Source organism: Mesorhizobium sp. M0052 (assembly GCF_040323255.1).
In the GTDB taxonomy this organism is placed as follows: Bacteria; Pseudomonadota; Alphaproteobacteria; order Rhizobiales; family Rhizobiaceae; genus Mesorhizobium.
In genome coordinates this window covers 1-20756 of sequence record NZ_JAMYUS010000011.1, presented here as the reverse complement: position 1 = coordinate 20756, position 20756 = coordinate 1, and the positions used below count along the sequence as shown (strand labels likewise).

General features: G+C 63.8%; 18 protein-coding genes. 5 read left to right on the top strand and 13 right to left on the bottom strand.

The window, feature by feature from the left end; genetic code table 11:
* Positions 1-31: 31 nt before the first annotated feature.
* On the top strand, positions 32-1378 hold the full coding sequence (locus NKJ77_RS16425; protein WP_023831256.1) for an NAD(P)/FAD-dependent oxidoreductase: 1347 nt from the start codon (positions 32-34) through the stop codon (positions 1376-1378).
* A gap of 10 nt (positions 1379-1388) precedes the next feature.
* Here NKJ77_RS16425 and NKJ77_RS16420 read toward each other — a convergent pair whose 3' ends face one another.
* From NKJ77_RS16420 to puuE, 13 genes are all read right to left on the bottom strand, one after another.
* Positions 1389-2807 carry a S8 family serine peptidase gene (locus tag NKJ77_RS16420; RefSeq protein ID WP_352535466.1) on the bottom strand — a complete coding sequence of 473 codons (1419 nt, stop codon included), beginning with the start codon at positions 2805-2807 and terminating at the stop codon, positions 1389-1391.
* Entirely contained in the window at positions 2797-3465 is a 669-nt protein-coding gene (locus NKJ77_RS16415) for an anti-sigma factor (RefSeq protein WP_352535514.1), read from the bottom strand. The genes NKJ77_RS16420 and NKJ77_RS16415 overlap by 11 nt, the downstream gene beginning before the upstream one ends.
* 14 nt (positions 3466-3479) lie before the next feature.
* Complete coding sequence (locus tag NKJ77_RS16410) at positions 3480-4046, bottom strand: sigma-70 family RNA polymerase sigma factor (protein WP_023683483.1); 567 nt, start codon at positions 4044-4046, stop codon at positions 3480-3482.
* Between the two features lie 286 nt (positions 4047-4332).
* Positions 4333-5172, bottom strand: coding sequence for an alkaline phosphatase family protein (locus tag NKJ77_RS16405; RefSeq protein ID WP_023671391.1), 840 nt, complete (start codon positions 5170-5172; stop codon positions 4333-4335).
* A gap of 64 nt (positions 5173-5236) precedes the next feature.
* On the bottom strand, positions 5237-6892 hold the full coding sequence (locus NKJ77_RS16400) for an ABC transporter ATP-binding protein (RefSeq protein WP_352535465.1): 1656 nt from the start codon (positions 6890-6892) through the stop codon (positions 5237-5239).
* Positions 6892-7719 (bottom strand): ABC transporter permease, encoded by an 828-nt coding sequence (locus NKJ77_RS16395; protein ID WP_023703637.1) that lies wholly within the window; start codon positions 7717-7719, stop codon positions 6892-6894. Before NKJ77_RS16395 ends, NKJ77_RS16400 begins: the two co-directional genes overlap by 1 nt.
* Before the next feature lie 9 nt (positions 7720-7728).
* Positions 7729-8688, bottom strand: a complete 960-nt coding sequence (locus NKJ77_RS16390; RefSeq protein ID WP_352535464.1) for an ABC transporter permease — start codon at positions 8686-8688, stop codon at positions 7729-7731.
* Positions 8689-8704: 16 nt separating this feature from the next.
* Positions 8705-10291 carry an ABC transporter substrate-binding protein gene (locus NKJ77_RS16385; protein ID WP_023671387.1) on the bottom strand — a complete coding sequence of 529 codons (1587 nt, stop codon included), beginning with the start codon at positions 10289-10291 and terminating at the stop codon, positions 8705-8707.
* Positions 10292-10445: 154 nt separating this feature from the next.
* Positions 10446-12431 carry a CocE/NonD family hydrolase gene (locus NKJ77_RS16380; RefSeq protein WP_352535463.1) on the bottom strand — a complete coding sequence of 662 codons (1986 nt, stop codon included), beginning with the start codon at positions 12429-12431 and terminating at the stop codon, positions 10446-10448.
* Between the two features lie 97 nt (positions 12432-12528).
* On the bottom strand, positions 12529-13122 hold the full coding sequence (locus tag NKJ77_RS16375) for a nucleoside deaminase (RefSeq protein WP_023714579.1): 594 nt from the start codon (positions 13120-13122) through the stop codon (positions 12529-12531).
* Between the two features lie 3 nt (positions 13123-13125).
* Entirely contained in the window at positions 13126-13626 is a 501-nt protein-coding gene (locus NKJ77_RS16370) for an ureidoglycolate lyase (protein ID WP_023695961.1), read from the bottom strand.
* A complete protein-coding gene (locus NKJ77_RS16365; protein WP_502902107.1) occupies positions 13623-14480 on the bottom strand; it encodes a bifunctional allantoicase/(S)-ureidoglycine aminohydrolase in 858 nt (285 codons plus the stop codon). Before NKJ77_RS16365 ends, NKJ77_RS16370 begins: the two co-directional genes overlap by 4 nt.
* 32 nt (positions 14481-14512) lie before the next feature.
* Complete coding sequence (gene puuE / locus NKJ77_RS16360; RefSeq protein WP_352535461.1) at positions 14513-15931, bottom strand: allantoinase PuuE; 1419 nt, start codon at positions 15929-15931, stop codon at positions 14513-14515.
* A 184-nt stretch (positions 15932-16115) separates the two neighbouring features.
* On the opposite strand from puuE, the gene uraH reads away from it, so the two are divergent.
* From uraH to NKJ77_RS32405, 4 genes are all read left to right on the top strand, one after another.
* A complete protein-coding gene (gene uraH / locus NKJ77_RS16355) occupies positions 16116-16490 on the top strand; it encodes a hydroxyisourate hydrolase (protein ID WP_352535460.1) in 375 nt (124 codons plus the stop codon).
* 3 nt (positions 16491-16493) lie between these two features.
* Positions 16494-17975 carry a xanthine dehydrogenase small subunit gene (gene xdhA, locus NKJ77_RS16350; RefSeq protein WP_023819670.1) on the top strand — a complete coding sequence of 494 codons (1482 nt, stop codon included), beginning with the start codon at positions 16494-16496 and terminating at the stop codon, positions 17973-17975.
* Positions 17975-20341, top strand: a complete 2367-nt coding sequence (gene xdhB / locus NKJ77_RS16345; protein ID WP_023671377.1) for a xanthine dehydrogenase molybdopterin binding subunit — start codon at positions 17975-17977, stop codon at positions 20339-20341. The genes xdhA and xdhB overlap by 1 nt, the downstream gene beginning before the upstream one ends.
* Before the next feature lie 74 nt (positions 20342-20415).
* A partial coding sequence (locus NKJ77_RS32405) for an XdhC family protein (protein WP_502904430.1) occupies positions 20416-20756 on the top strand: 341 nt, incomplete at its 3' end.

Sequence of the window (20756 nt, the reverse complement as noted above, 5' to 3'; positions counted from 1 at the left end):
GAGCCATCAACCAGTCCTCAGGGTGCGCCACTTGCCCATATTCCCGTTCTCCGAAACGGATCCAATCCGGCATCCTGGCCCACCGCCGAAAACGTCGGAGGTGGTCATTGTCGGTGGCGGCATCATCGGTGTGGCGACGGCGCTTTTCCTGGCACAGCGGAACATCCCGGTGACGCTGCTGGAAAAGGGACGCATTGCGGCCGAACAGTCGTCCCGAAACTGGGGCTGGATCCGAAAGCAGGGACGAGACGCGGATGAACTGCCCATCGTCATCGAGGCCATTCGCCTGTGGCGGCAACTGGCTGAGGAATGCGGCGAGGACATCGGCCTGACCCAGACAGGTGTGACCTACCTGGCGAACACCGACAAGGACATGGCCGGGTTCGAAGCCTTCATGAAGATCGCCGCGATCCATGCGCTCGACACCCGTCTCCTGGATGCAGACGAAACCGCGACACTCATCAAAGGCATGTCGCGCAAATTCAAGGGCGCGATGACGACGCCCTCCGACATGCGGGCGGAGCCTTGGCTGGCGGTGCCCGCACTTGCCCGGCTCGCCGTGCGAAAAGGCGTCAAAATCGTCGAGAATTGCGCAGCGCGAACCCTCGAAATCTCAGGCGGCAAGGTCAAGGGCGTGTGGACCGAGACGGGGTATATCGAGGCCTCCAGCGTGCTGGTCGCGGGAGGTGCCTGGTCATCCTTGTTCCTGAGAAGACACGGCGTCTCCATCCCCCAGCTCAGCGTCAGGGTAACCGCAGCCGCAACGGACCCCTTGGCTGAAATCTATGCAGGCGCGGCGACTGACGAACACATCGCTTTCCGGCGCCGGCAGGATGGCGGCTACACGCTCGCCGCGGGCGGCAGCCATCTGCATTACCTGGGACCTGATGCATTCCGGCACGCCTCCAAATACCTTCCTGCGCTGAGGGACAATCCGCTGGGGACACGCTACTTTCCGTTCGCGCCGTCAGGTTACCCCGATGCCTGGTCGACGCCGCGCGATTGGGCGCCGGATTCGCACAGCCCTTTCGAGAGAATGCGGGTGCTCGACCCGGCCCCGGAACCGGCCCGTCTGCGTTCGATAGAACGCAAGTTCAAGCACCTCTTTCCGCAGTTCGAGACGGTTCGCCTGAAGGCAAGCTGGGGTGGCATGATCGATGCCATGCCCGACGTCGTCCCCGTCGTGGATCGGGTAGAGGCAGTCGGCGGCCTTTTCGTCGCGACGGGGATGAGCGGTCACGGCTTCGGCATCGGGCCTGGCATAGGCCGCGTCGTTGCGGACATGATTCAGGGAAACGAGACCGGACACGACCTCAGCCGCTTCCGCCTGTCACGCTTCCATGATGGCAGCCCTGTCCGGTTAGGTCCGGCGCTCTGAATTCGCAGGCTCACTTCTGGGCCGCAGCCGCCGCCTTCGTATCCAGCAGGCCATAGCCGAAATCCTTGTCGCGGCCTTTCGGGCCAAGATCCCTGGCGGTGGCGGCAAGCGCCTTTTCGATGTCGTCAGCCGAGCGCTCGGGCGAGGCGTGGATCAGGTTGGCGATGGCGCCGGAGACAATCGCGGCGGCAAACGAAGTGCCGGTGACGACGTCCGAGCCGGCGCCGCTCGGCGCCACCATCTCGACGCCGGGCGCCGAGATGAAGACATAAGCGCCGCGATTGGCCTGCTGCATAAGCCCGTCCTTGGCGTCGGTGGCGGTGACCGCGATGACACCTTCATAGGCGGCGGGGTAACCATAGGGCGCTTTCGGCCCGTTGTTGCCGGCAGCAGCGACCTGGATGATGCCGAGCCCGCGCGCATTGCGGCAGGCGGTGGCGAGCAGATCGTTCTTGGGGCCGACGAAACTCATATTGATGATGCTGACATTCTGGTCCGCCGCCCAGTCGAGCGCCGACAGGATGACATCCATGGTCGACCTGCCGTCCTCGAAGGCGCGGGCGTGATAGATCCTGGCGCCGGGCGCCATGCCTTCGAGCGCGCCGACGCCGGCGATCAGCCCGTCGACCGAGGTACCGTGGTCACGCTTTTCGACCGGCACGTTGGGCATGGCGTCGAACTGGTCGGCAATGACGCCGGACAGCGCCGGATTGGTGTCGTCTATGCCGGTGTCGATGACGGCGATGCGCACGTTTTCGCCACTGGCTTGCTTGTTGTCGAGCTGAATGCGCTCGAAGGCATAGTTGACGATGCCGGCCGCCTGCTGCAGCGAATAGATATGGTTTGGCTCGCGCCGCAGGGTGCGGCCATCGGCGGCCAGCTGCGCCAGCACGGCGCCGACCGGGCGGCCGTCGGGAATGCCGAAGCGCACCAGTGTGGTGCCGAGCAGCCGCGACTGGCGCTGCGAGCGCACTTCAAGGCCGAAGGAGGCGGCGATCTGCTGGACGGCGCCGGCATCGCCGTCGACGGTCACCAGCACCTCGTCGGGCACGAACTCGCCGGCGATGGCACGGCGCGGCGCGGTCGCGACAAGATCGGTCGGCGAAACGATCGCCCCGCCGGCGGGTGGCCCGGCCTGCGTGTCGGCAGGCGGCGCTGACGGCCGTGGCGTCGGCACGGGCGCTTCGGGAGCCGGTGGGTTGGGAAACAGGTCGACGATCAGGGCCGGAAGGGTAACTGCGCCTGGTTCGCCGCCGACGTTGGCCTCATTGCCGTCTTTCGGGCAGTCGGCAGCCGCCGCTCCGGCCGCGTCGGTGCAGTCGGCCCGGCCGGCATTGGGATCATTGGTCTGCGCCGACGCCGGCACTGCGACGATTGTCGTCGCCGCCACCAGGATCGCCGCAAATCGAATGACCGCCCTAGCTGCCATCAACCGGTTTCCTTCCCTCGATCACAGTCTCCGCGAACGGCTGGGCGGCAATAAGGCCGACGAGCCTGGTGTAGTCTGCTCCGGTCTTGACCGGGATGGCAATGCGGAAGACGCCCGAGGCGGCCGGCCCGCCGGCGATCTTCAGCGCGTTCTGGTCGAGGAAGACAGCGATGTCGGACATCTTCGCATCCGGCTTGAACTTGACCAGCGCGAACGGCAGTTTCGCCAGATCATCCTCGGCGCCGGCAATCTCGAAATCATGTCTCTTGCCGCCGGTCTGCACGTAGGACTGCACCACGACCAACGCCAGCAGCACCGCCGCTGCCGCCCAGGCGACACCGACCGGCACCGCCATGAAACGGCCGAGTGCCTGCGGCAGCCAGGAACGGCCCGCGGGAGCGCGGACCGGTCCGGCTTCGGTGTCGAGCGCCCTGGCAAAGCGGCTGAGCGCATCGGCCGGTGGCCGGATCGCCTCGTTGGCGGCGGTGGCGCCGGAGAATTCCGCCTCAGCCTCGCCAAGCGCCGCCATCGCCGCCGGATCGCTCGCCAGCCATTCCTCGACGGCTTCGAGGTCCGAGCCTTCCAGCGAGCCGTTCAGGTAGAACGGCAGCAGCGTTTCCATTTCGTCGCGGCGCGACATATTTTCAGCGGCGCTCATGTCTTCAGGATTGCTCATGGCCACCCCCTGTCGTAACCGGCGGCCTTGAGGGCTTCGCCGAGTTTCTTGCGGGCGTAGAACATTCGGGTCTTGACGGTGGCGACCGGGATGCCGAGCACCTCGCCGATCTCCGTCACCGACTGTCCATGGTAATAGGCAAGGTCGATCACCGAGCGGTGTTCCTCCGGCAAGGCATCGACGAAGCGCCGCAAGGCGGCGCCCTTGTCTTCCTTCATGGTGGCGACTTCCGGCGTGTCGGCGCCGTCGGGAACCTGCGCCGCATCATCGTCATCGATCCAGTCTTCTTTTTTCTTGCGAAGCATCGACAGCGCCTTGAACCGGGCGATGCCGAGCAGCCATGTCGAGACTTCCGAGCGCCCTTCGAAACCGGGCGCCTGGCGCCACAGCTCGAGAAAGACCTCGTTTGCGATATCGTCGGCCATCATTTCCGATCCCGTCTGGCGCACCACGAAGCGGTAGACCCGCGCGTGGTGACGCATGAACAGCAGCCGAACAGCGGCACGGTCGCCCTTCGCGACCCGGTCGACAAGCGCGCGATCAGTCTCGGTCGCTGCCGTCATGGCCGGTCGAGCCGCCTGGCTCCTGTCTGCTCTGTCGCCGATAGGTTCAAAAAGGTTCATCCTTCCGCCAAGGAATTTTGGCGAAGCTAACCGAAGAGAGGGAGTGTTGCCAGAGCCTCTCCCTTCTCCCCGTCACTATACGGGAGAAGGTGCCGGCAGGCGGATGAGGGGCGGCGCCGGCGTTGGGGTATTTATTTTGATGTTAGCGCTGCCCCTCACCCTTACCCTCTCCCCGTATAGTGACGGGGAGAGGGGGTAGCGAACGGCGGCTCAGCGACGACCTCCGTCACCCCAAAAACGGCTTAGCCTTCATGGTCTCCGGCACCGGCACACCCAGCCGCTTCAGCACCGTCGGCGCCAGTTGCAGCTGATCAAGCAGCGTGTCCGGATCCGGCCCTTTGCCGGCTCCGAAATAATACAGCGCGAAATCCTGCATTTCATCGTCGCGGCCGCCATGATGGCCGCGGTCTGTCTGGCCGTGGTCGGCGGTTACGATCACCTCGTAACCGGCTTGCCGCCAGCCCGGCAGGAAGGCTGCCAGCATGCCGTCCATCGCATAGCAGGCATGGTCCATTTCGTGGCAGTCATGGCCGAAGCGATGACCCATCGAATCCAGCGTGCAGGTGTGCAGGATCCCGTAGTCGATATCATGGCGCCGGGTCAGCATGGTCAGCGTCGCAAACAGGTCGACATCGCTCGGCGTCATCTGGTTGCGGGCATTATAGCCGGTCATGGTGTGGAAGCGGCCATGCGTGATGGGTCCGTTGGGCTCGTCGAACTCCATGTCCTCGATCAGGTCGAACGGATAGGAGCGGAAGAATTCGGACCAGTAGGAGTGCGTCACCGCGCCGGTCTTGCCGCCGGCCTTGCTGACTTCGGAGAAAATATCCGGCTTGTTGACGAGAAACCGGTTTTCGTTGGACAGGATGCCGTGCTCCTGAGGCGAAACCCCGGTATGAATCGAAGCATAGCAGCAGGCCGAAGTAGACGGCAGCACCGAGCGCATCTTCCACACCTGCGCCTCGCCCGACTGCACCCAGCCCTCGAGATTGCCCATCAGCCGGCGCCAGTTCCGGTAGGGCACGCCATCGAGAATGATGAGCAGCAGTTTGGTCTTGAGCGCCATGGGCGGCTCCGGAAAGCTTTTGTCGTTGAAAGAAGTTTTCGCGACAAAGGCCGCGAATTCCCTACTAATTCCCCGCGCTCGCCATGCGCCGTCCCTTGATCGCCTTTTCCAGCCAGCCGATCTCCATCTCGGGAACGGACGACAGCAGCAGGTCGGTATAGGCGTCGAAGGGCGGCGTCAGCACCTTGCTCTTGGCGCCGTAGCGCACCACCTCGCCGCGGTACATCACCGCGATCGAATCGGCGATCGACTTCACCGTCGCCAGATCGTGAGTGATGAAGAGGTAGGCGACCTTCTCGTGCTGCTGCAGGTTGAGCAGCAGCTTGAGAATGCCGTTCGCCACCAGCGGGTCGAGCGCCGATGTCACCTCGTCGCAGATGATCAGCTTGGGCTTGGCGGCGAGCGAGCGGGCGATACAGACGCGCTGTTTCTGGCCTCCGGAGAGTTCGGCCGGATAACGATCGAGAAAGCCCTTGCCCATCTCGATCTCGTCGAGCAGTTCGGCGACGCGCTTGTCGCGCTCGCGGCCGCGTATGCCGAAGTAGAATTCCAGGGGCCGGCCGATGATGGTGCCGACGGTCTGGCGCGGGTTCATCGCCACGTCGGCCATCTGGTAGATCATCTGCAATTGCCGCAGATCCTCCTTCGGCCGGTCGGCAAGCCTGTTGGCGAGCGGCCTGCCGTCGAAGGTGACGGTGCCTTCTTCCGGCGGCAACAGCCCGGTGATGGCGCGCGCCAGCGTCGACTTGCCGGAGCCGGATTCACCGACGACGGCCAGCGTCTGTCCCGGATAGATGTCGACCGAGACGTTCTTCAGCACCTTGACGTGGCTGCCGCCGTAAGCGGCGGTGACGTTCTTGACCGACAGGAACGGCGCGGCGCCGGGCTTCTGCTCGGCATGCTCGATCTCATGCACCGAGACCAGCGCATTGGTGTATTCCTGGCGCGGCTCCTTGATGATCTGGCGAGTGCCGCCCCATTCGACCAGCCTGCCATGGCGCAGCACCATGATCTCGTCCGAGACCTGGGCGACGACGGCAAGATCGTGGGTAATGTAGAGCGCCGCGACATGGGTGTCGCGGATGGCGTCCTTGATCGCCGCCAGCACGTCGATCTGCGTCGTCACGTCGAGCGCCGTGGTCGGCTCGTCAAAGACGATCAGGTCGGGTTCCGAACACAGCGCCATCGCCGTCATCACGCGCTGCAACTGGCCGCCGGAGACCTGGTGCGGGAACCGTTCGCCGATGATTTCGGGGTTTGGCAGGCTGAGCTTCTTGAACAACGCCACGGCACGTTTCTCGGCCTCGGCGCGTGTCGCCGTGCCGTGCAGCAGCGTTGCTTCCACCACCTGGTCCATCAGCTTGTGCGCCGGGTTGAAGGCGGCGGCCGCCGACTGCGCGACATAGCAGACCTCGCGGCCGCGCAATTTGCGGAAACCTTCCTTGCCCCCCTTGAGGATATCGCGGCCGTTGAGCAGCACCTCTCCGCCGGTGATGCGCACGCCGCCACGGCCATAGCCCATCGACGACAGGCCGATGGTCGACTTGCCGGCGCCGGACTCGCCGATCAGGCCGAGCACCTTGCCCTTTTCCAGCGTCAGCGAGACATCGTGGACCAGCACGATGTTCTTCGGCACCTCGCCGGGCGGAAACACTGTCGCCTCGATGCGCAGATTGCGGATATCGAGCAGCAGGCCGGGCTTTGCTTTTGTGTCAGCCATCACCCGCGTCCTCCCTTCAGGCTTGTCGTGCGGTTGAGCACCCAATCGGCGACCAGATTGACCGAAATCGCCAGTGCTGCGATCGCCGCGGCGGGGATGAGTGCCGCCCCGATACCGAAGACGATGCCGTCCTTGTTTTCCTTGACCATGCCGCCCCAGTCGGCATCCGGCGGTTGCACGCCGAGGCCGAGAAAGGACAGCGTCGACAAGAACAGCACCGCGTAGATGAAGCGCAGGCCAAGTTCCGAGACCAGCGGCGACAGCGCGTTGGGCAGGATCTCGCGGAAGATGATCCAGCCGCTGCCTTCGCCCCGCAGCTTGGCGGCCTCGACATAATCCATGACGTTGATGTCGACGGCCACCGCGCGCGACAGCCGGTAGACGCGGGTCGAGTCGAGGACGCCCATCACCAAGATCAGCGTCACCAGGTTGGTCGGCAGCACCGAAAGCACGACGAGCGCCATGATCAGGGTCGGGATCGACATCAGCAGATCGACAAGGCGCGACAGCAGCGTGTCGAACCAGCCGCCGAACACCGCCGCCGAAAAGCCGAGGATGGCGCCGAGCGAGAATGACAGCGCGGTGGCCAGCACCGCAATGAACAGCGTGATGCGAGCGCCGTAGATCATGCGCGACAGAAGATCACGGCCGAGATTGTCGGTGCCCAGCCAATGCGCTGCGGACATCGGTTCCCAAGGAACGTCGCTGACAATCTCGGCATTGCCGTGTGGTGCGATCCATGGCGCGAAGACAGCCGCCACGACGAACATCGTCGTCAGTACGATGCCAATCAGCGCGGGAATGGGGATGCGTTTGATATCGAGCATGCCCGCCGCCTATTTCGGATGTCTGAGGCGCGGATTGGCGACAATCGCCCCGATGTCCGCGATGATGTTGAGAGTGATGTAGACAGCGGCAAAGATCAGGCCGACGGCCTGCACCACCGGCACGTCGCGCTTGGTGACGTGGTCGACCAGATATTGCCCCATGCCGGGATAGACGAAGATCACCTCGACCACGACGACGCCGACGATGAGGTAGGCGAGGTTGAGCATGACGACATTGATGATCGGCGCGATGGCGTTGGGGAAAGCATGCTTGCGGATGACGTTGAAGGCCGACAGGCCTTTCAGTTCAGCCGTCTCGACATAGGGCGACTGCATGACGTTGAGGATGGCCGCGCGGGTCATGCGCATCATATGCGCCAGCACAACCAGCGTCAGCGCGGCGGCCGGCAACGCGATCGCCTGCATACGCTCGCCGAACGGCATGCCGTCATAGACCGTGGAAATGGCCGGGAACCATTGATACTTCACGGCAAAGAAGTAGACGAGCACATAGCCGATGAAGAATTCCGGGAAGGAGGTCGAGGCGAGCGCCAGGCCGGAGATCAGCTTGTCGACCCAACCGTTGCGGTAACGCACGGCGATCAGGCCGAGGATGATCGCCAGCGGCACGGCCACGACCGCCGCCCAGAAGGCGAGAAACAGCGTGTTCCACAGCCGCCCCTTGATCGAGGTCGCGATATCCTGGCCGCTCGACATCGCCGTGCCGAGGTCGCCGGTGAGTGCACCGCCGAGCCAATGGAAATACCTGATGTAAGCCGGCTGATTGAGGCCGAGCTGCTCGCGCAAATTGGCGAGCGATTCCGGCGTCGCCGACTGTCCGAGAATGGCTTGCGCGACGTCGCCGGGCAGGATCTGGGTGCCGGCGAAGATCAGGACCGAAACGGCCAGCAAGAGGACGATGCCCAGCGCAACGCGCTGGGCTACAAGTTTCACGACGGGTGAGGACATATCCGCAAAGCCGGGCTCAGGCTTCGAGCCAGCACTTCGCCAGCGCGTAGCCGTTCATCAGCTCCTGATGCGGATCGTCGACCCAGCCGCCGACCTTGGCGCCTGTCGCATCGATGAACTGATTGAACATCGGCAGGATCAGGCCGCCCTCGTCGCGCACCAGCACGGCCATGTCGTGGTACATCTGCTTGCGCTTGGTCTCGTCGAGTTCGGCGCGTGCAGCCAGCACCAGCTTGTCGAAGTCCGGACGCTTGAAACGGGTGTCGTTCCAGTCGGCGGTCGACAGATAGGCGGTCGAGTACATCTGGTCCTGGGTCGAGCGGCCGCCCCAATAGGAGGCGCAGAAGGGCTGCTTGTTCCAGACCTCGTTCCAGTAGCCGTCGCCGGGCTCGCGCTTGAGCTCGATCTTGATGCCGGCCTTGGCCGCGCTCTGCTGGAAGAGCTGCGAGGCGTCGACCGCGCCCGGGAAGGCGACGTCGGAGGTGCGCAGCAGCACGGTGCCGTCATGGCCCGACTTCTTGTAGTGGAACTTGGCCTTGTCGGGATCATATTTGCGCTGCTCGATCTCGGAAAACAGCGGATAGGACGAATTGATCGGGAAGTCGTTGCCGAGCGAGCCGTAGCCGCGCAGCACCTTGTTCAGCATCTCCTCACGGTCGATCGCGAGCTTCAGCGCCATGCGCAGGTCGCTGTTGTCGAAGGGCGCGGTGTTGCAATGCATGATGAAGACATAGTGGCCGGGGCCGGCATGGTTGCGGATGGTGACGCCCGGTACACGCTTGATCAGGTCGACGATCTTCGGCTCGACGCGGTTGATCATGTTGACCTGGCCGCCCTGCAGGGCCGCCGTGCGCGCGGTCGCGTCGTTGATGACGATGATCTCGATCTGGTCGGCATGGCCCATCTTGTCGGCCTGCCAGTAATTGGCGAAGCGCTCGCCGCCATGGCGCACGCCGGGCTCGTTGGTGGTGACCTTGTAGGGTCCTGCCGAGATGCCGGCATCCGCCTTGTCCTTGCCGCCGTTGGGCTGGACGATGAGGTGGTAGTCGCTGAGGAGATAGGGAAGGTCGGCGTTGGCCTCCTTCAACGTCAGGACGACTTCCTTGCCACTGGCCTTGATGCTGTCGATGCCCTTCATGTAGCCTAGCGCGCCGGACTTCGACTTTTCATCGGAATGGCGCTCGAGCGTTGCCGCCACATCCTCAGCGGTCACCGTCTTGCCGTTGTGGAATTCGACGCCGTCTCGGATTTTCAGCGTCCACACCTTGGCGTCGTCCGACGAGCCGATCTCTTCGGCGATGCGGTTCTCGAGCTTGCCTTCCGGAGACAGCTCGACGATCAGTTCGCCCCACATCTTGCCAAAGGCGAACGGCACTTGCGTCATGAACAAAGCCGGGTCCAGGCTGTTCGTGGATTCGCCGCCGACGAGGCCGGCCTTCAGCGTGCCGCCCTTGACCGGGCCTTCCGCACGAGCCGCACTGGAAAGCAGCATATTGGCGAAGGGCGCTGTGACGCCGAGTGCGGCGGCGCGGCCGAGGAAATCACGACGGCTCAGCTTGCCGGACGCAACGCGCCGGCTCAGATATTCGAGTTCGTTGGACATTTGAGTTCCTCACTCTGTTGGTTCGACCTTATGGTCGTTTTTTGCTTGTTGTTACCAAAGGGATATTGACCGGAAGGCAAAGCCGTAAGCAAGACGGAATGCGACATGCCGTGGCGTAAATCGTGCGTCGCAACTGGACCAGTCGGGTCGACGCTCAGAGCAGGTCGCGCGGGATCGTCTCTTCGAAATCGCGTTCGAAAACCAGCGTTTCGCCCTCATAGGCTTCGATTCTGGCGCTGACGATGAAGTTTTGCGCATCGCAGCGCATTTCAGCCGACGTCTCGGTGCGAACCGACCATCCGTTTCGCGACAAGGTCTGCGTCCAGTGCGTGCGACCCGAGGCAGACAGCGGCTCGTCGGGGTGGATCGTCCAGCTCTCGCGGGCAATGCTGCCATTGGCCAGTCCATGCGCGAGATCGCGCACTTCTCCGAAATCATCCGTGATCGACAGCGTGACGATGCCGGTCTTCTCATCGCGATCGACGTGACGCTCGGAATTCGCTGCACGAACTGTCGCGGTTGCCCAGGGTGTTGCGCCTTCGGGAGACTGGAACGAGGTCTCGTCGGCTTTTGCGAGCGGGCGCAGCGGCAGCCTCAGCGTCGCCGCTGAAAGGTCTAGCCGCACCGGCTCCGGCGACGGCCAGATCATCGGCCAGTAAGCATTGGAAACCGCGATGCGCAGGCGGTGTCCGGCCGGCACGCGGTAGGCGCACTGGTCGAGAATAACGCGCGCCGAAACCGTTTCGCCCGGCACCAGCGCTTGCGGCTGTTCGTGCGAAGAACGATGCGTCAGGTTGAGCACGCCGTAGGAGATCAGTTCCGAGGCGCCGTCGGGGTGCACGTCGCACAGCCGCACCGCGATGTTCGCCTGCGGGCGATCGGACGACACCCGGATGAGAAGCTCCGGCGCGCCGACGATGTCGAGTGCCTCGGCAAGCTCAGGCTGATCGAAGCAGACGGACAGCGCATCGTCCGGGCGCTGGTCGCCCGGCAGTTCCGGGCCAAAGGTGAAGGGAAAATATTCGCCGCCGGCGAGCCCGCAGCTTTGGGGGGTCGCCACGATCGCCGGCCTGACGCCGTCAGCAATGAGTTCGATCGCCCCGACCTTGATGTTGGGAGACGGCCATTCCTGCTCGGCCACCCAACGGCCCGGCCGCTCCGGGTGCCAGCGCGCCGGCCGCACACTGTCCATGACATAGGCGCGGTAGTCCGGGTCGGCCTCCACGCCGGTCTCGACGCCCTTCAACCAGCTGTCCCACCAGCGCAACGCCTCCTGCAGGAAGCCGATGGCGGGTTTGGGTTCGGCATAATGCGGGTATTTGTGGATCCATGGCCCGACAATGCCCTTCACCGGCGCCTGGATGTTGGTGACCAGATGCGAAATCGTGTTGCGGTAGCCGTCATGCCAGCCGCCGATCGACAGCACGGCGGCTTTGACCGCGGAGAAATCCTCGCAGATCGAACCGCGTTTCCAATAGGCGTCGCGATGCTGATGGCTGAGCCAGAGCGGCAGAAGGAAAGACTGGTTCTCCAGCCGCGTCAGCCAGAGGTCGCGCCAGCGGTTGTCGCCCGCAATCAGCGGATCCGGCGGTCGCGACGAATAGGACAACATGGTCGAGGCCCAGCCGAAATTTTCCGTCAAAAGGCAGCCGCCCTTGTAGTGGATGTCATCGGCGTAGCGGTCGACGGTCGAGCACAGGCTGATCACCGCCTTCAGCGCCGGCGGCTGCTTGGCCGCCACCTGCAGGCAGTTGAAGCCACCCCAGGAAATGCCCATCATGCCGACGCTGCCGTTGCACCAGGGCTGTGCTGCCGCCCAGGCAATCACATCGCAGGCGTCCTGCAATTCCTGCTCGGAATATTCGTCGTCCATCAGACCTTCGGAATCGCCATTGCCGCGCATGTCGACGCGGATCGAGGCGTAGCCGTGGCCGGCAAAATAGGGATGCGTCAGCTGATCGCGAAAGATGGTGCCGTCGCGCTTGCGGTAGGGCAGGTGCTCGAGGATCGCCGGCACCGGATCGCTGCTGGCGTCCTCCGGCATCCAAACCCGCGCCGACAGCCGGCAACCATCCGGCATGACGATGCCCATATCGGGGAATTCGACGACCTTGCGGGGAAATTCGGTGATGGTTTTCATGCGGGGCTCATAACGCCCCGCTATGCCAAGACTTTCAATCGCCATTCGCGACTGGAGCAGTGAAAAATGCGACCTGGCCGCAGCCTGCTTCACGACCTCAGTTCAGCGGAATCTCGTTTTCGGCCTTGCTGTCCTGATAGACGCCGGAAAGCGCGTCGTAGCGGGTGGAAATATTGCCGATCCTTGCCTCAAGCCGGCCGCGCTCGGCCTCGGGCAGCGCCCGCACCAGCCTGCGAATGGAAAAACTCTTCCAATAAGCGTTCTCGGCATTGTAACCGCCGGGATCAAGAGTGAAGACCTCTTTCAGGATTTTCAGATCGTGCGGGATCGCAAAGCTGTCGCGTGAATCCTCGTGGCTGAAGAGGTAGTAGAAATTGTCGAAGCCGGTCCAGGTGATCGCCGACAGGCAGAGCGAGCAGGGCTCATGCGTGGCGATGAAGATGGCGTCCTTGGTGTCGACGCGCTCGGCTTTCGGCATTTCATAGAAACGCTTCAGGCAGTGCACCTCGCCATGCCAGAGCGGATTTTCCATCTCGTTGTTGGTTTCGGCCAGCACCAGCGAGCGGTCGCCCTTCCGCAGGATGGCGGCGCCGAACAGCTTGTTCCCATGGGCCACGCCCTCTGCCGTTTTCGGCACGATGTCGTGCTCGATGACATCGAGCAGGCGGTCGATCAGCGATATGTCGGTCATTTCTCAGGTCTCGTTGGGGAGATGGATTTCGTAGGGGTGCGAGAAATGGAACTCTTCGAGGTTGGAGCCGTCACCGCCGCGGTCGACGATGACGAAATCCTGCGCTTCGCCGAGCGGCGTCAGCACGCCGTGCCAGAGATTGCGCGGATAGTTGACGCCTTGCCCGGGTGCGGTGATGAAGGCGTGCGGCTCGCCCGGACCGTCCTTGCCGTCATGGCAGACGACGACCAGGAAAGGCCGCGGCGACAGCGGGATGAACGCCTGGCTGCCCAAGGGATGGCGCTCGACCATGCTCAGCTTCAGCGGCAGGTCATAAGGCGTGCCGCGCGCCATCGAGATCAGCACGCGGGCATTCGGTCCCGCGGCTTCAGCGGTGGCGAGATTGTGGTAGCGCTCGGTCTTGCCGCCATTGATCGGGTAGTGATTGCCGCCGCCCATGTCGATGACATCGCCGAAGCCGGCAAAGCTTTCGCGGGTCAGCGGCCGCGCTGTGATGCGGGTCACCGCGCGCGACCGCCAATGCCCGCCCCGCCGAGCTTGGCGTGCCGGTTGACGTCCTTGTAAAGGAGATAGCGGAATTTGCCTGGGCCGCCCGCGTAGCAGGCCTGCGGGCAGAAGGCGCGCAGCCACATGAAGTCGCCGGCCTCGACCTCGACCCAGTCCTGGTTGAGGCGGTAGACCGCCTTGCCTTCCAAGACATAGAGCCCGTGCTCCATGACATGCGTCTCGGCAAACGGGATGACGGCGCCAGGCTCGAGTGTGACGATGGTGACATGCATGTCGTGGCGAATGTCGGCCGGATCGACGAAACGGGTCGTCGCCCAGCGGCCCCCGGTGCCGGGCATCGGCGTCGGCGCCACTTGCTGGTCACTGCTGAACAGGGCTTCCGGCGCGTCGATGCCGTCGACGGGCTCATAGGCCTTCCTGATCCAGTGGAAGCGTACGGCGTCGCGACCTTCGTTGCGCACCGTCCAGCCGCTGTCCGGCGGCAGGAAGGCAAAACCGCCGGCTTGCAGCACGTGCTTCTTGCCGGCCAGCGAAACGGTCAACTCGCCCTCAACCACGAACAGCACGCCCTCGGCGCCGGCGTCCGGCTCGGGCCGGTCGCTGCCGCCGCCGGGCAGGACCTCGACGATGTACTGCGAAAATGTCTCGGCGAAACCCGACAGCGGCCTGGCGATGATCCAGGCCCTGGTCTCGTCCCAGAACGGCAGTGGGCTGGTGACGATGTCCTGCATCACTCCCTTCGGTATGACGGCATAGGCCTCGGTGAAGACGGCGCGGCCGGTCAAAAGCTCATTTTGGCCGGGATGGCCGCCATGCGGTGCATAATAGGTTTTCTGGTCAGTCTTGATCATATCCATTGGGTCCTGACCCCTCAGTCATTTCATTAGAGCGGGAGCATGTCTTTCAGGCGGAGCAGCGCGATGCGCTCGACCTGTTTGCAGGCGGTATCGAGTTCTACGCCACGGCTGTTGCCGATGCGCGCCTCGAACTCGGCGAGGATCTCCTCCTTGGTCTTGCCCCGCACCGCGATGATGAAGGGAAAGCCGAAGGTGGTGACGTAAGCGGCGTTGAGCTTGGAAAACAGCTCGCGCTCCTTGTCGGTCAGCGCGTCGAGGCCGGCGGAGGCCTGCTCGCGTGTGGATTCCGCAGTGAGGCGTCTCGCTTCGGCCAGTTTGCCAGCGAGATCGGGATGGGCGTTGAGGACGCCGATCCGCTCGGTTTCGCTGGCGGCGCGGAAGACGCGGCAGAGCGCATTGTGCAGGCCGCCGGCGCTGTCATGCGCCGGCCCAAGCTCGAGTTCATAGGCACGTTCCGCGATCCAGGGCGAATGTTCGAACACGCCGCCGAAAGTGTCTACGAAGGTTTCGAACTCCATCTTCGACGGCTTGAGCGCCGCCGGCTGGTAGGGGTGGTTCTCCTGCCAGTGCCTGGCGATATCGATGCGCCGCGCCAGCCAGACCTTGTCGTGCGATCTGACATAGTCGACGAAGCGCTTCAGCGCCGCCACCCGACCAGGACGTCCGACGAGGCGGCAATGCAGGCCGATATTCATCATCCGCGGCCGGCCCGCTTTGCCCTCGGCATAGAGCGTGTCGAAACTGTCCTTCAAATAGGCGAAGAACTGGTCGCCGGAATTGAATCCCTGCGGCGTGGCGAAACGCATGTCGTTGGCATCGAGCGTGTAGGGGATGACGAGTTGCGCGCCGCCGCTGTGCTCGAACCAGTAGGGCAGTTCGTCGTCATAAGTGTCCGACACATAGTCGAAGCCGCCCTCTTCGGCCACCAACCGCACCGTATTGACCGAGGTGCGGCCGGTGTACCAGCCGGTCGGCCGTTGGCCCGTCACCTCGTAGTGCAGCTTGATCGCCGCTTCGAGGTCGCGGCGCTCGTCCTCGGCGCTGTGGTCGCGGTAGTCGATCCATTTCAGGCCGTGCGAGGCCATTTCCCAGCCGGCCTCCTGCATCGCCGCCACCTGGTCGGGCGACCGGGCCAGTGCTGTGGCGACCCCGTAGCAGGTCACCGGCACTTGCGCCTCGCTGAACAGGCGCAGCAGCCGCCAGAAGCCTGCCCGCGCGCCATATTCGTAGATCGATTCCATGTTCCAGTGGCGCTGGCCGACCCAGGGCGCGGCGCCGACGATTTCCGACAGGAAGGCTTCCGAGGCCTTGTCGCCGTGCAGCACGCAGTTCTCGCCGCCTTCCTCGTAGTTGACGACGAATTGGACGGCCACATGCGCACCGCCCGGCCATTTCGGATCCGGCGGATTGGCTCCGTAGCCGCGCATGTCTCTAGAGTAACGCATTGCCCCTCCCCGCCGGACGCTGCCGGAAGTTATGATCAGGATAGTCGAAAGGGTTGCTCGCGCATTCCCCCGAAATTTTTGAAAGTGTTTTTGTGCCACTCCGCTCGACCGGGACTTATGCATCGCCTTTAATTGGCGCACAATTCACTGCTTTGTTCGGCTGTATCGGAAATGGGAGGCGCCAGTGGCAGAAACGTCGAAAGCCGATGGCGGACGTCTGACGACGCATGTGCTCGACACCGCGACCGGCAAGCCGGCGGCGGGCCTGTCGATCGCGCTTTATCATCTTGAGAGCGACGCGCGGATACATTTGAAGACCGTCGTCACCAATGCCGACGGCCGCTGCGAAGCGCCGCTGCTGGCAGGAGCGGAATTCCGCCTCGGCGAATACGAACTGGTGTTCGCCGCCGGTGACTATCTACGCGGCCAGGGCACCAAACTGCCGGAACCGGCCTTCCTCGACAGTGTGCCGATCCGCTTCGGCATGGCGGAATCCGTGCATTATCACGTGCCGTTGCTTATCTCTCCTTATGGCTACTCGACCTACAGGGGGAGCTGACGCATGGCCAAGATCACCATACGCAACGAGATCCGCTTCATCCTCAATGGCAGGGATGTCGCGCTGTCGTCGGTGGCGCCCGACGCGACCTTGCTCGACTGGTTGCGGCTCGACCGCTCGCTGCGCGGCACCAAGGAAGGCTGCGCCGAGGGCGATTGCGGCGCCTGCACGGTGCTGGTCGGAAAATTGTCCGCCGGCAAGCTGGTTTATGAAAGCGTCAATGCCTGCATCCGCTTCCTGGGCTCGCTCGACGGCACCCATGTCGTCACCGTCGAGCATCTGCGCGGCGCGCCTGGCCAATTGCATCCGGTGCAGCAGGCGATGGTCGATTTCCACGGTTCGCAATGCGGCTTCTGCACGCCGGGCTTCGTCATGTCGCTCTACGGCCTGTGGATGAAGTCGCCGGACCCGTCGAATGCCGCGATCGAAAAGGCCTTGCAAGGCAATCTTTGCCGCTGCACCGGCTATGAGGCAATCATGCGCGCCGCGCGTGCCATCTCCAGCTACGGCAAGGCGGCGAAGGATCCGCTGGCGGCCGAGCGCAAGGCGATCACCGCCAGGCTCGAGGCTATGCATGACGGTGCCCGCGTCGAAATCGGCGCCGGCAAGCAGCGGCTGGTTGTGCCGGCTGACGTCGACGATTTCGCCGCTGTACTGGACAAGGAGCCCGGCGCCACTGTTGTCGCCGGCTCGACCGACGTCGGCCTGTGGGTCACCAAGCACATGCGCGACATCTCACCGGTAGTCTTCATCGGCAATCTCGAGGGGCTGTGCGCGATCTCCGAAGACAATGACGTCATCACCATCGGCGCCGGCGTTACCTACACCGACGCCTTCGCGACACTGGCCAAGCGCATCCCCGCGCTCGGGCCATTGTTCGACCGCATCGGCGGCGAACAGGTACGAAACATGGGCACCATTGGCGGCAACATCGCCAATGGCTCGCCGATCGGCGACACGCCGCCGCCCCTGATCGCGCTTGGTGCGCAACTGACGCTGCGCCGCGGCAAGAAGCGGCGCACCATCGCGCTCGAGGATTTCTTCATCGCCTATGGCAAGCAGGACCGGCAGCCAGGCGAATTCGTCGAGGCCGTGCACGTTCCCGTGCCGGCCAAGGGCACGAAGTTTGCCGTCTACAAGATCACCAAGCGCCGCGACGAGGACATCACCGCAGCCCTTGGCGCCTTTTTCCTCGACTTGGCCAAGGACGGAACCGTGGCCGATATATGCATCGCCTATGGCGGCATGGCGGCCACCCCGAAGCGGGCTTTCGGTGTCGAAAAAGCGCTGCTCGGCAAGCCGTGGACGGAGACAACGGTGGAAGCGGCCATGGCTGAATATGCCGGCGATTTCACCCCGCTGACCGATATGCGGGCATCGGCCGAGTACCGGGCGCTGGCGGCCAGGAACCTGCTGCTGCGCTTTTTTGCCGAAACCAGCGGCAGCAAGGCGCCGTTCCAGGTGTCACGCAACGAGGCGGCCTGATGAACAAGCACGCCTCTCCAGATCTCAAGGCGCAGAAGATTTCCGGTGGCGTCGCCGCCGACCAGCGCCACGATTCCGCGCACAAGCATGTCAGCGGCAGCGCGGTCTATATCGACGATATGCCGGAACCGGCGGGCATGCTGCATGGCTGCCTCGGCCTGTCCACGGCGACGCATGCGACGATCAGCAAAATGGATCTGTCGGCGGTGCGCGCGGCGCCGGGCGTCGTCGATGTGCTGACGGCCAAGGACGTTCCGGGCGAAAATGACATTTCGCCGACCGGTCGACACGACGAGCCGGTGCTGGCCGACGACAAGGTGCAGTTTTATGGTCAGCCGATCTTCTGCGTTATTGCCAAGACGCGCGAACAGGCGCGCCGCGCCACCCGGCTGGCCAAGGTCGAATACAGTCCATTGCCTTTCGTCACCGACATTGGCGATCTCGACCCCCGCAAGGACAAGCTGGTCACGCCGCCGCTCACGCTGAAGCGTGGCGATGCCGCTGCCGCGATCAAGGCGGCGCCCCGCCGGCTGAAGGGCAAGATGCGCATCGGCGGCCAAGAGCATTTCTATCTCGAAGGCCATATCGCAGTGGCCATTCCTGGCGAGGACCAGGACGTCACCATCTATTCCTCGACCCAGCATCCGAGCGAAGTCCAGCATATGGTCAGCCATGCGCTGGGCGTGCCGAGCAACGCCATCACAGTGGAAATCCGCCGCATGGGTGGCGGCTTCGGCGGGAAGGAGACGCAAGGCAACCAGTTTGCGGCATTGGCTGCGATCGCCGCCAAGAAACACCATCGCGCGGTCAAGATCCGGCCCGACCGTGACGACGACATGATTGCCACCGGCAAGCGCCATGACTTCCTCGTCGACTACGAAGTAGGTTTCGACGACGCCGGCAACATTCTTGGCGTCGACTTCATGTTCGCGGCGCGTTGCGGCTTTTCCTCGGACCTGTCCGGCCCGGTCACCGACCGCGCGCTGTTCCATTGCGACAACACCTATTTCTGGCCGGCGGTGCATGCGCAATCGGCGCCGCTTTACACCAACACCGTGTCGAACACGGCGTTTCGCGGCTTCGGCGGCCCGCAGGGCATGGTCGGCGCCGAACGCGTCATCGACGAGGTTGCCTTTGCCGTCGGCAAGGACCCGCTCGAAATCCGCAAGCAGAATTTTTATGGCACCAGTGGTGATAAAGACGGGGGCCGCAACGTCACCCCTTATCACCAGACGGTCGAGGACAACATCATCCACCGCATCGTCGCCGAGCTGGAGGCGAGCGCCGACTATGCGGGGCGCCGCCGCATCATCCAGGCCTTCAACGCCAACAGCCGCTTCATCAAGCGCGGCCTGGCGCTGACGCCGGTCAAATTCGGCATCTCTTTCACAGCCACCCACTACAACCAGGCCGGCGCGCTGGTGCATGTCTACACCGACGGTTCGGTGCATCTGAATCACGGCGGCACCGAGATGGGGCAAGGCCTCTACGTCAAGGTGGCGCAGGTGGTGGCGGAAGAGTTCCAGATCGACCTCGACCAGGTCAAGATCACCGCGACGACCACCGGCAAGGTGCCCAACACTTCGGCCACCGCGGCGTCGTCCGGCACCGACCTCAACGGCATGGCGGCGCAGAACGGCGCCCGCCAGATCAAGGAACGGCTGACCGACTTCGCCGCCGAAAAATACCAGGTGCCGCGCGAGCAGGTGCTTTTCCTGCCCAACCGGGTGCGCATCGGCAACCAGGAGATCGCCTTCACCGACCTTGTCAAGCAGGCCTATATGGCCCGCATCCAACTGTCGGCGGCGGGTTTTTACAAGACGCCGAAAATCCACTGGAACCGTGACAAGGGCGAGGGCCGTCCGTTCTATTATTTCGCCTATGGCGCCTCGTGCTCGGAAGTCTCGGTCGACACGCTGACCGGCGAATATGTCGTCGAGCGCACCGACATATTGCATGAAACCGGCCGCTCGCTGAACCGCGCCATCGATCTCGGCCAGATCGAGGGCGGCTTCATCCAGGGCATGGGCTGGCTGACGACGGAGGAGCTGTGGTGGGACGACAAGGGCCGGCTGCGCACGCATGCGCCGTCGACCTATAAGATCCCGCTCGCGTCCGACCGGCCGAAGATATTCAACGTCACGCTGGCCGACTGGCCGGAGGCCAACGAGCCGACGGTGCACCGTTCCAAGGCGGTCGGCGAACCGCCCTTCCCGCTCGGCATGTCTGTGCTGCATGCGCTGTCGGACGCGGTGGCAAGTGTGGCCGATCATAAGGTCTGTCCGCGTCTCGACGCTCCTGCAACACCAGAACGGGTGCTGATGGCGATCGAACGGCTGAAGGGTGAAGCCAAGAATAGCGCCTGACTCTGACCTGGATTCTGGCAAAACGTGCAATTCAGACTGAAAAACCCTATATTTCCCGTACGGGAATGCGAAATATGAAGTCGAAAGTGCAAAGCCTCAGAGCTTTTCTCGCCAGCGCCGGCCGGCTTGCTCTGGTCGAAGTGGCCGGCACCAAAGGCTCGACTCCGCGCGAGAAGGGCGCCTTCATGCTCGTATCGCAGGCGGCGATTTTTGGCACGATCGGCGGCGGTCAGCTCGAGTACATGGCGATCGACAAGGCGAGGCAGATGGTGGGGTCTTCACCCTCCCCCTTGTGGGGAGGGTCGGGGGGGGGGCCACGCCCCCCCAGGCCGGGGGCTCGCTCCTCGGAAATCACACACAAACCACCCCCGCGCGCCAGCCCCCCCCGCACGCCCCCCCCCCCCCCCCCAACACC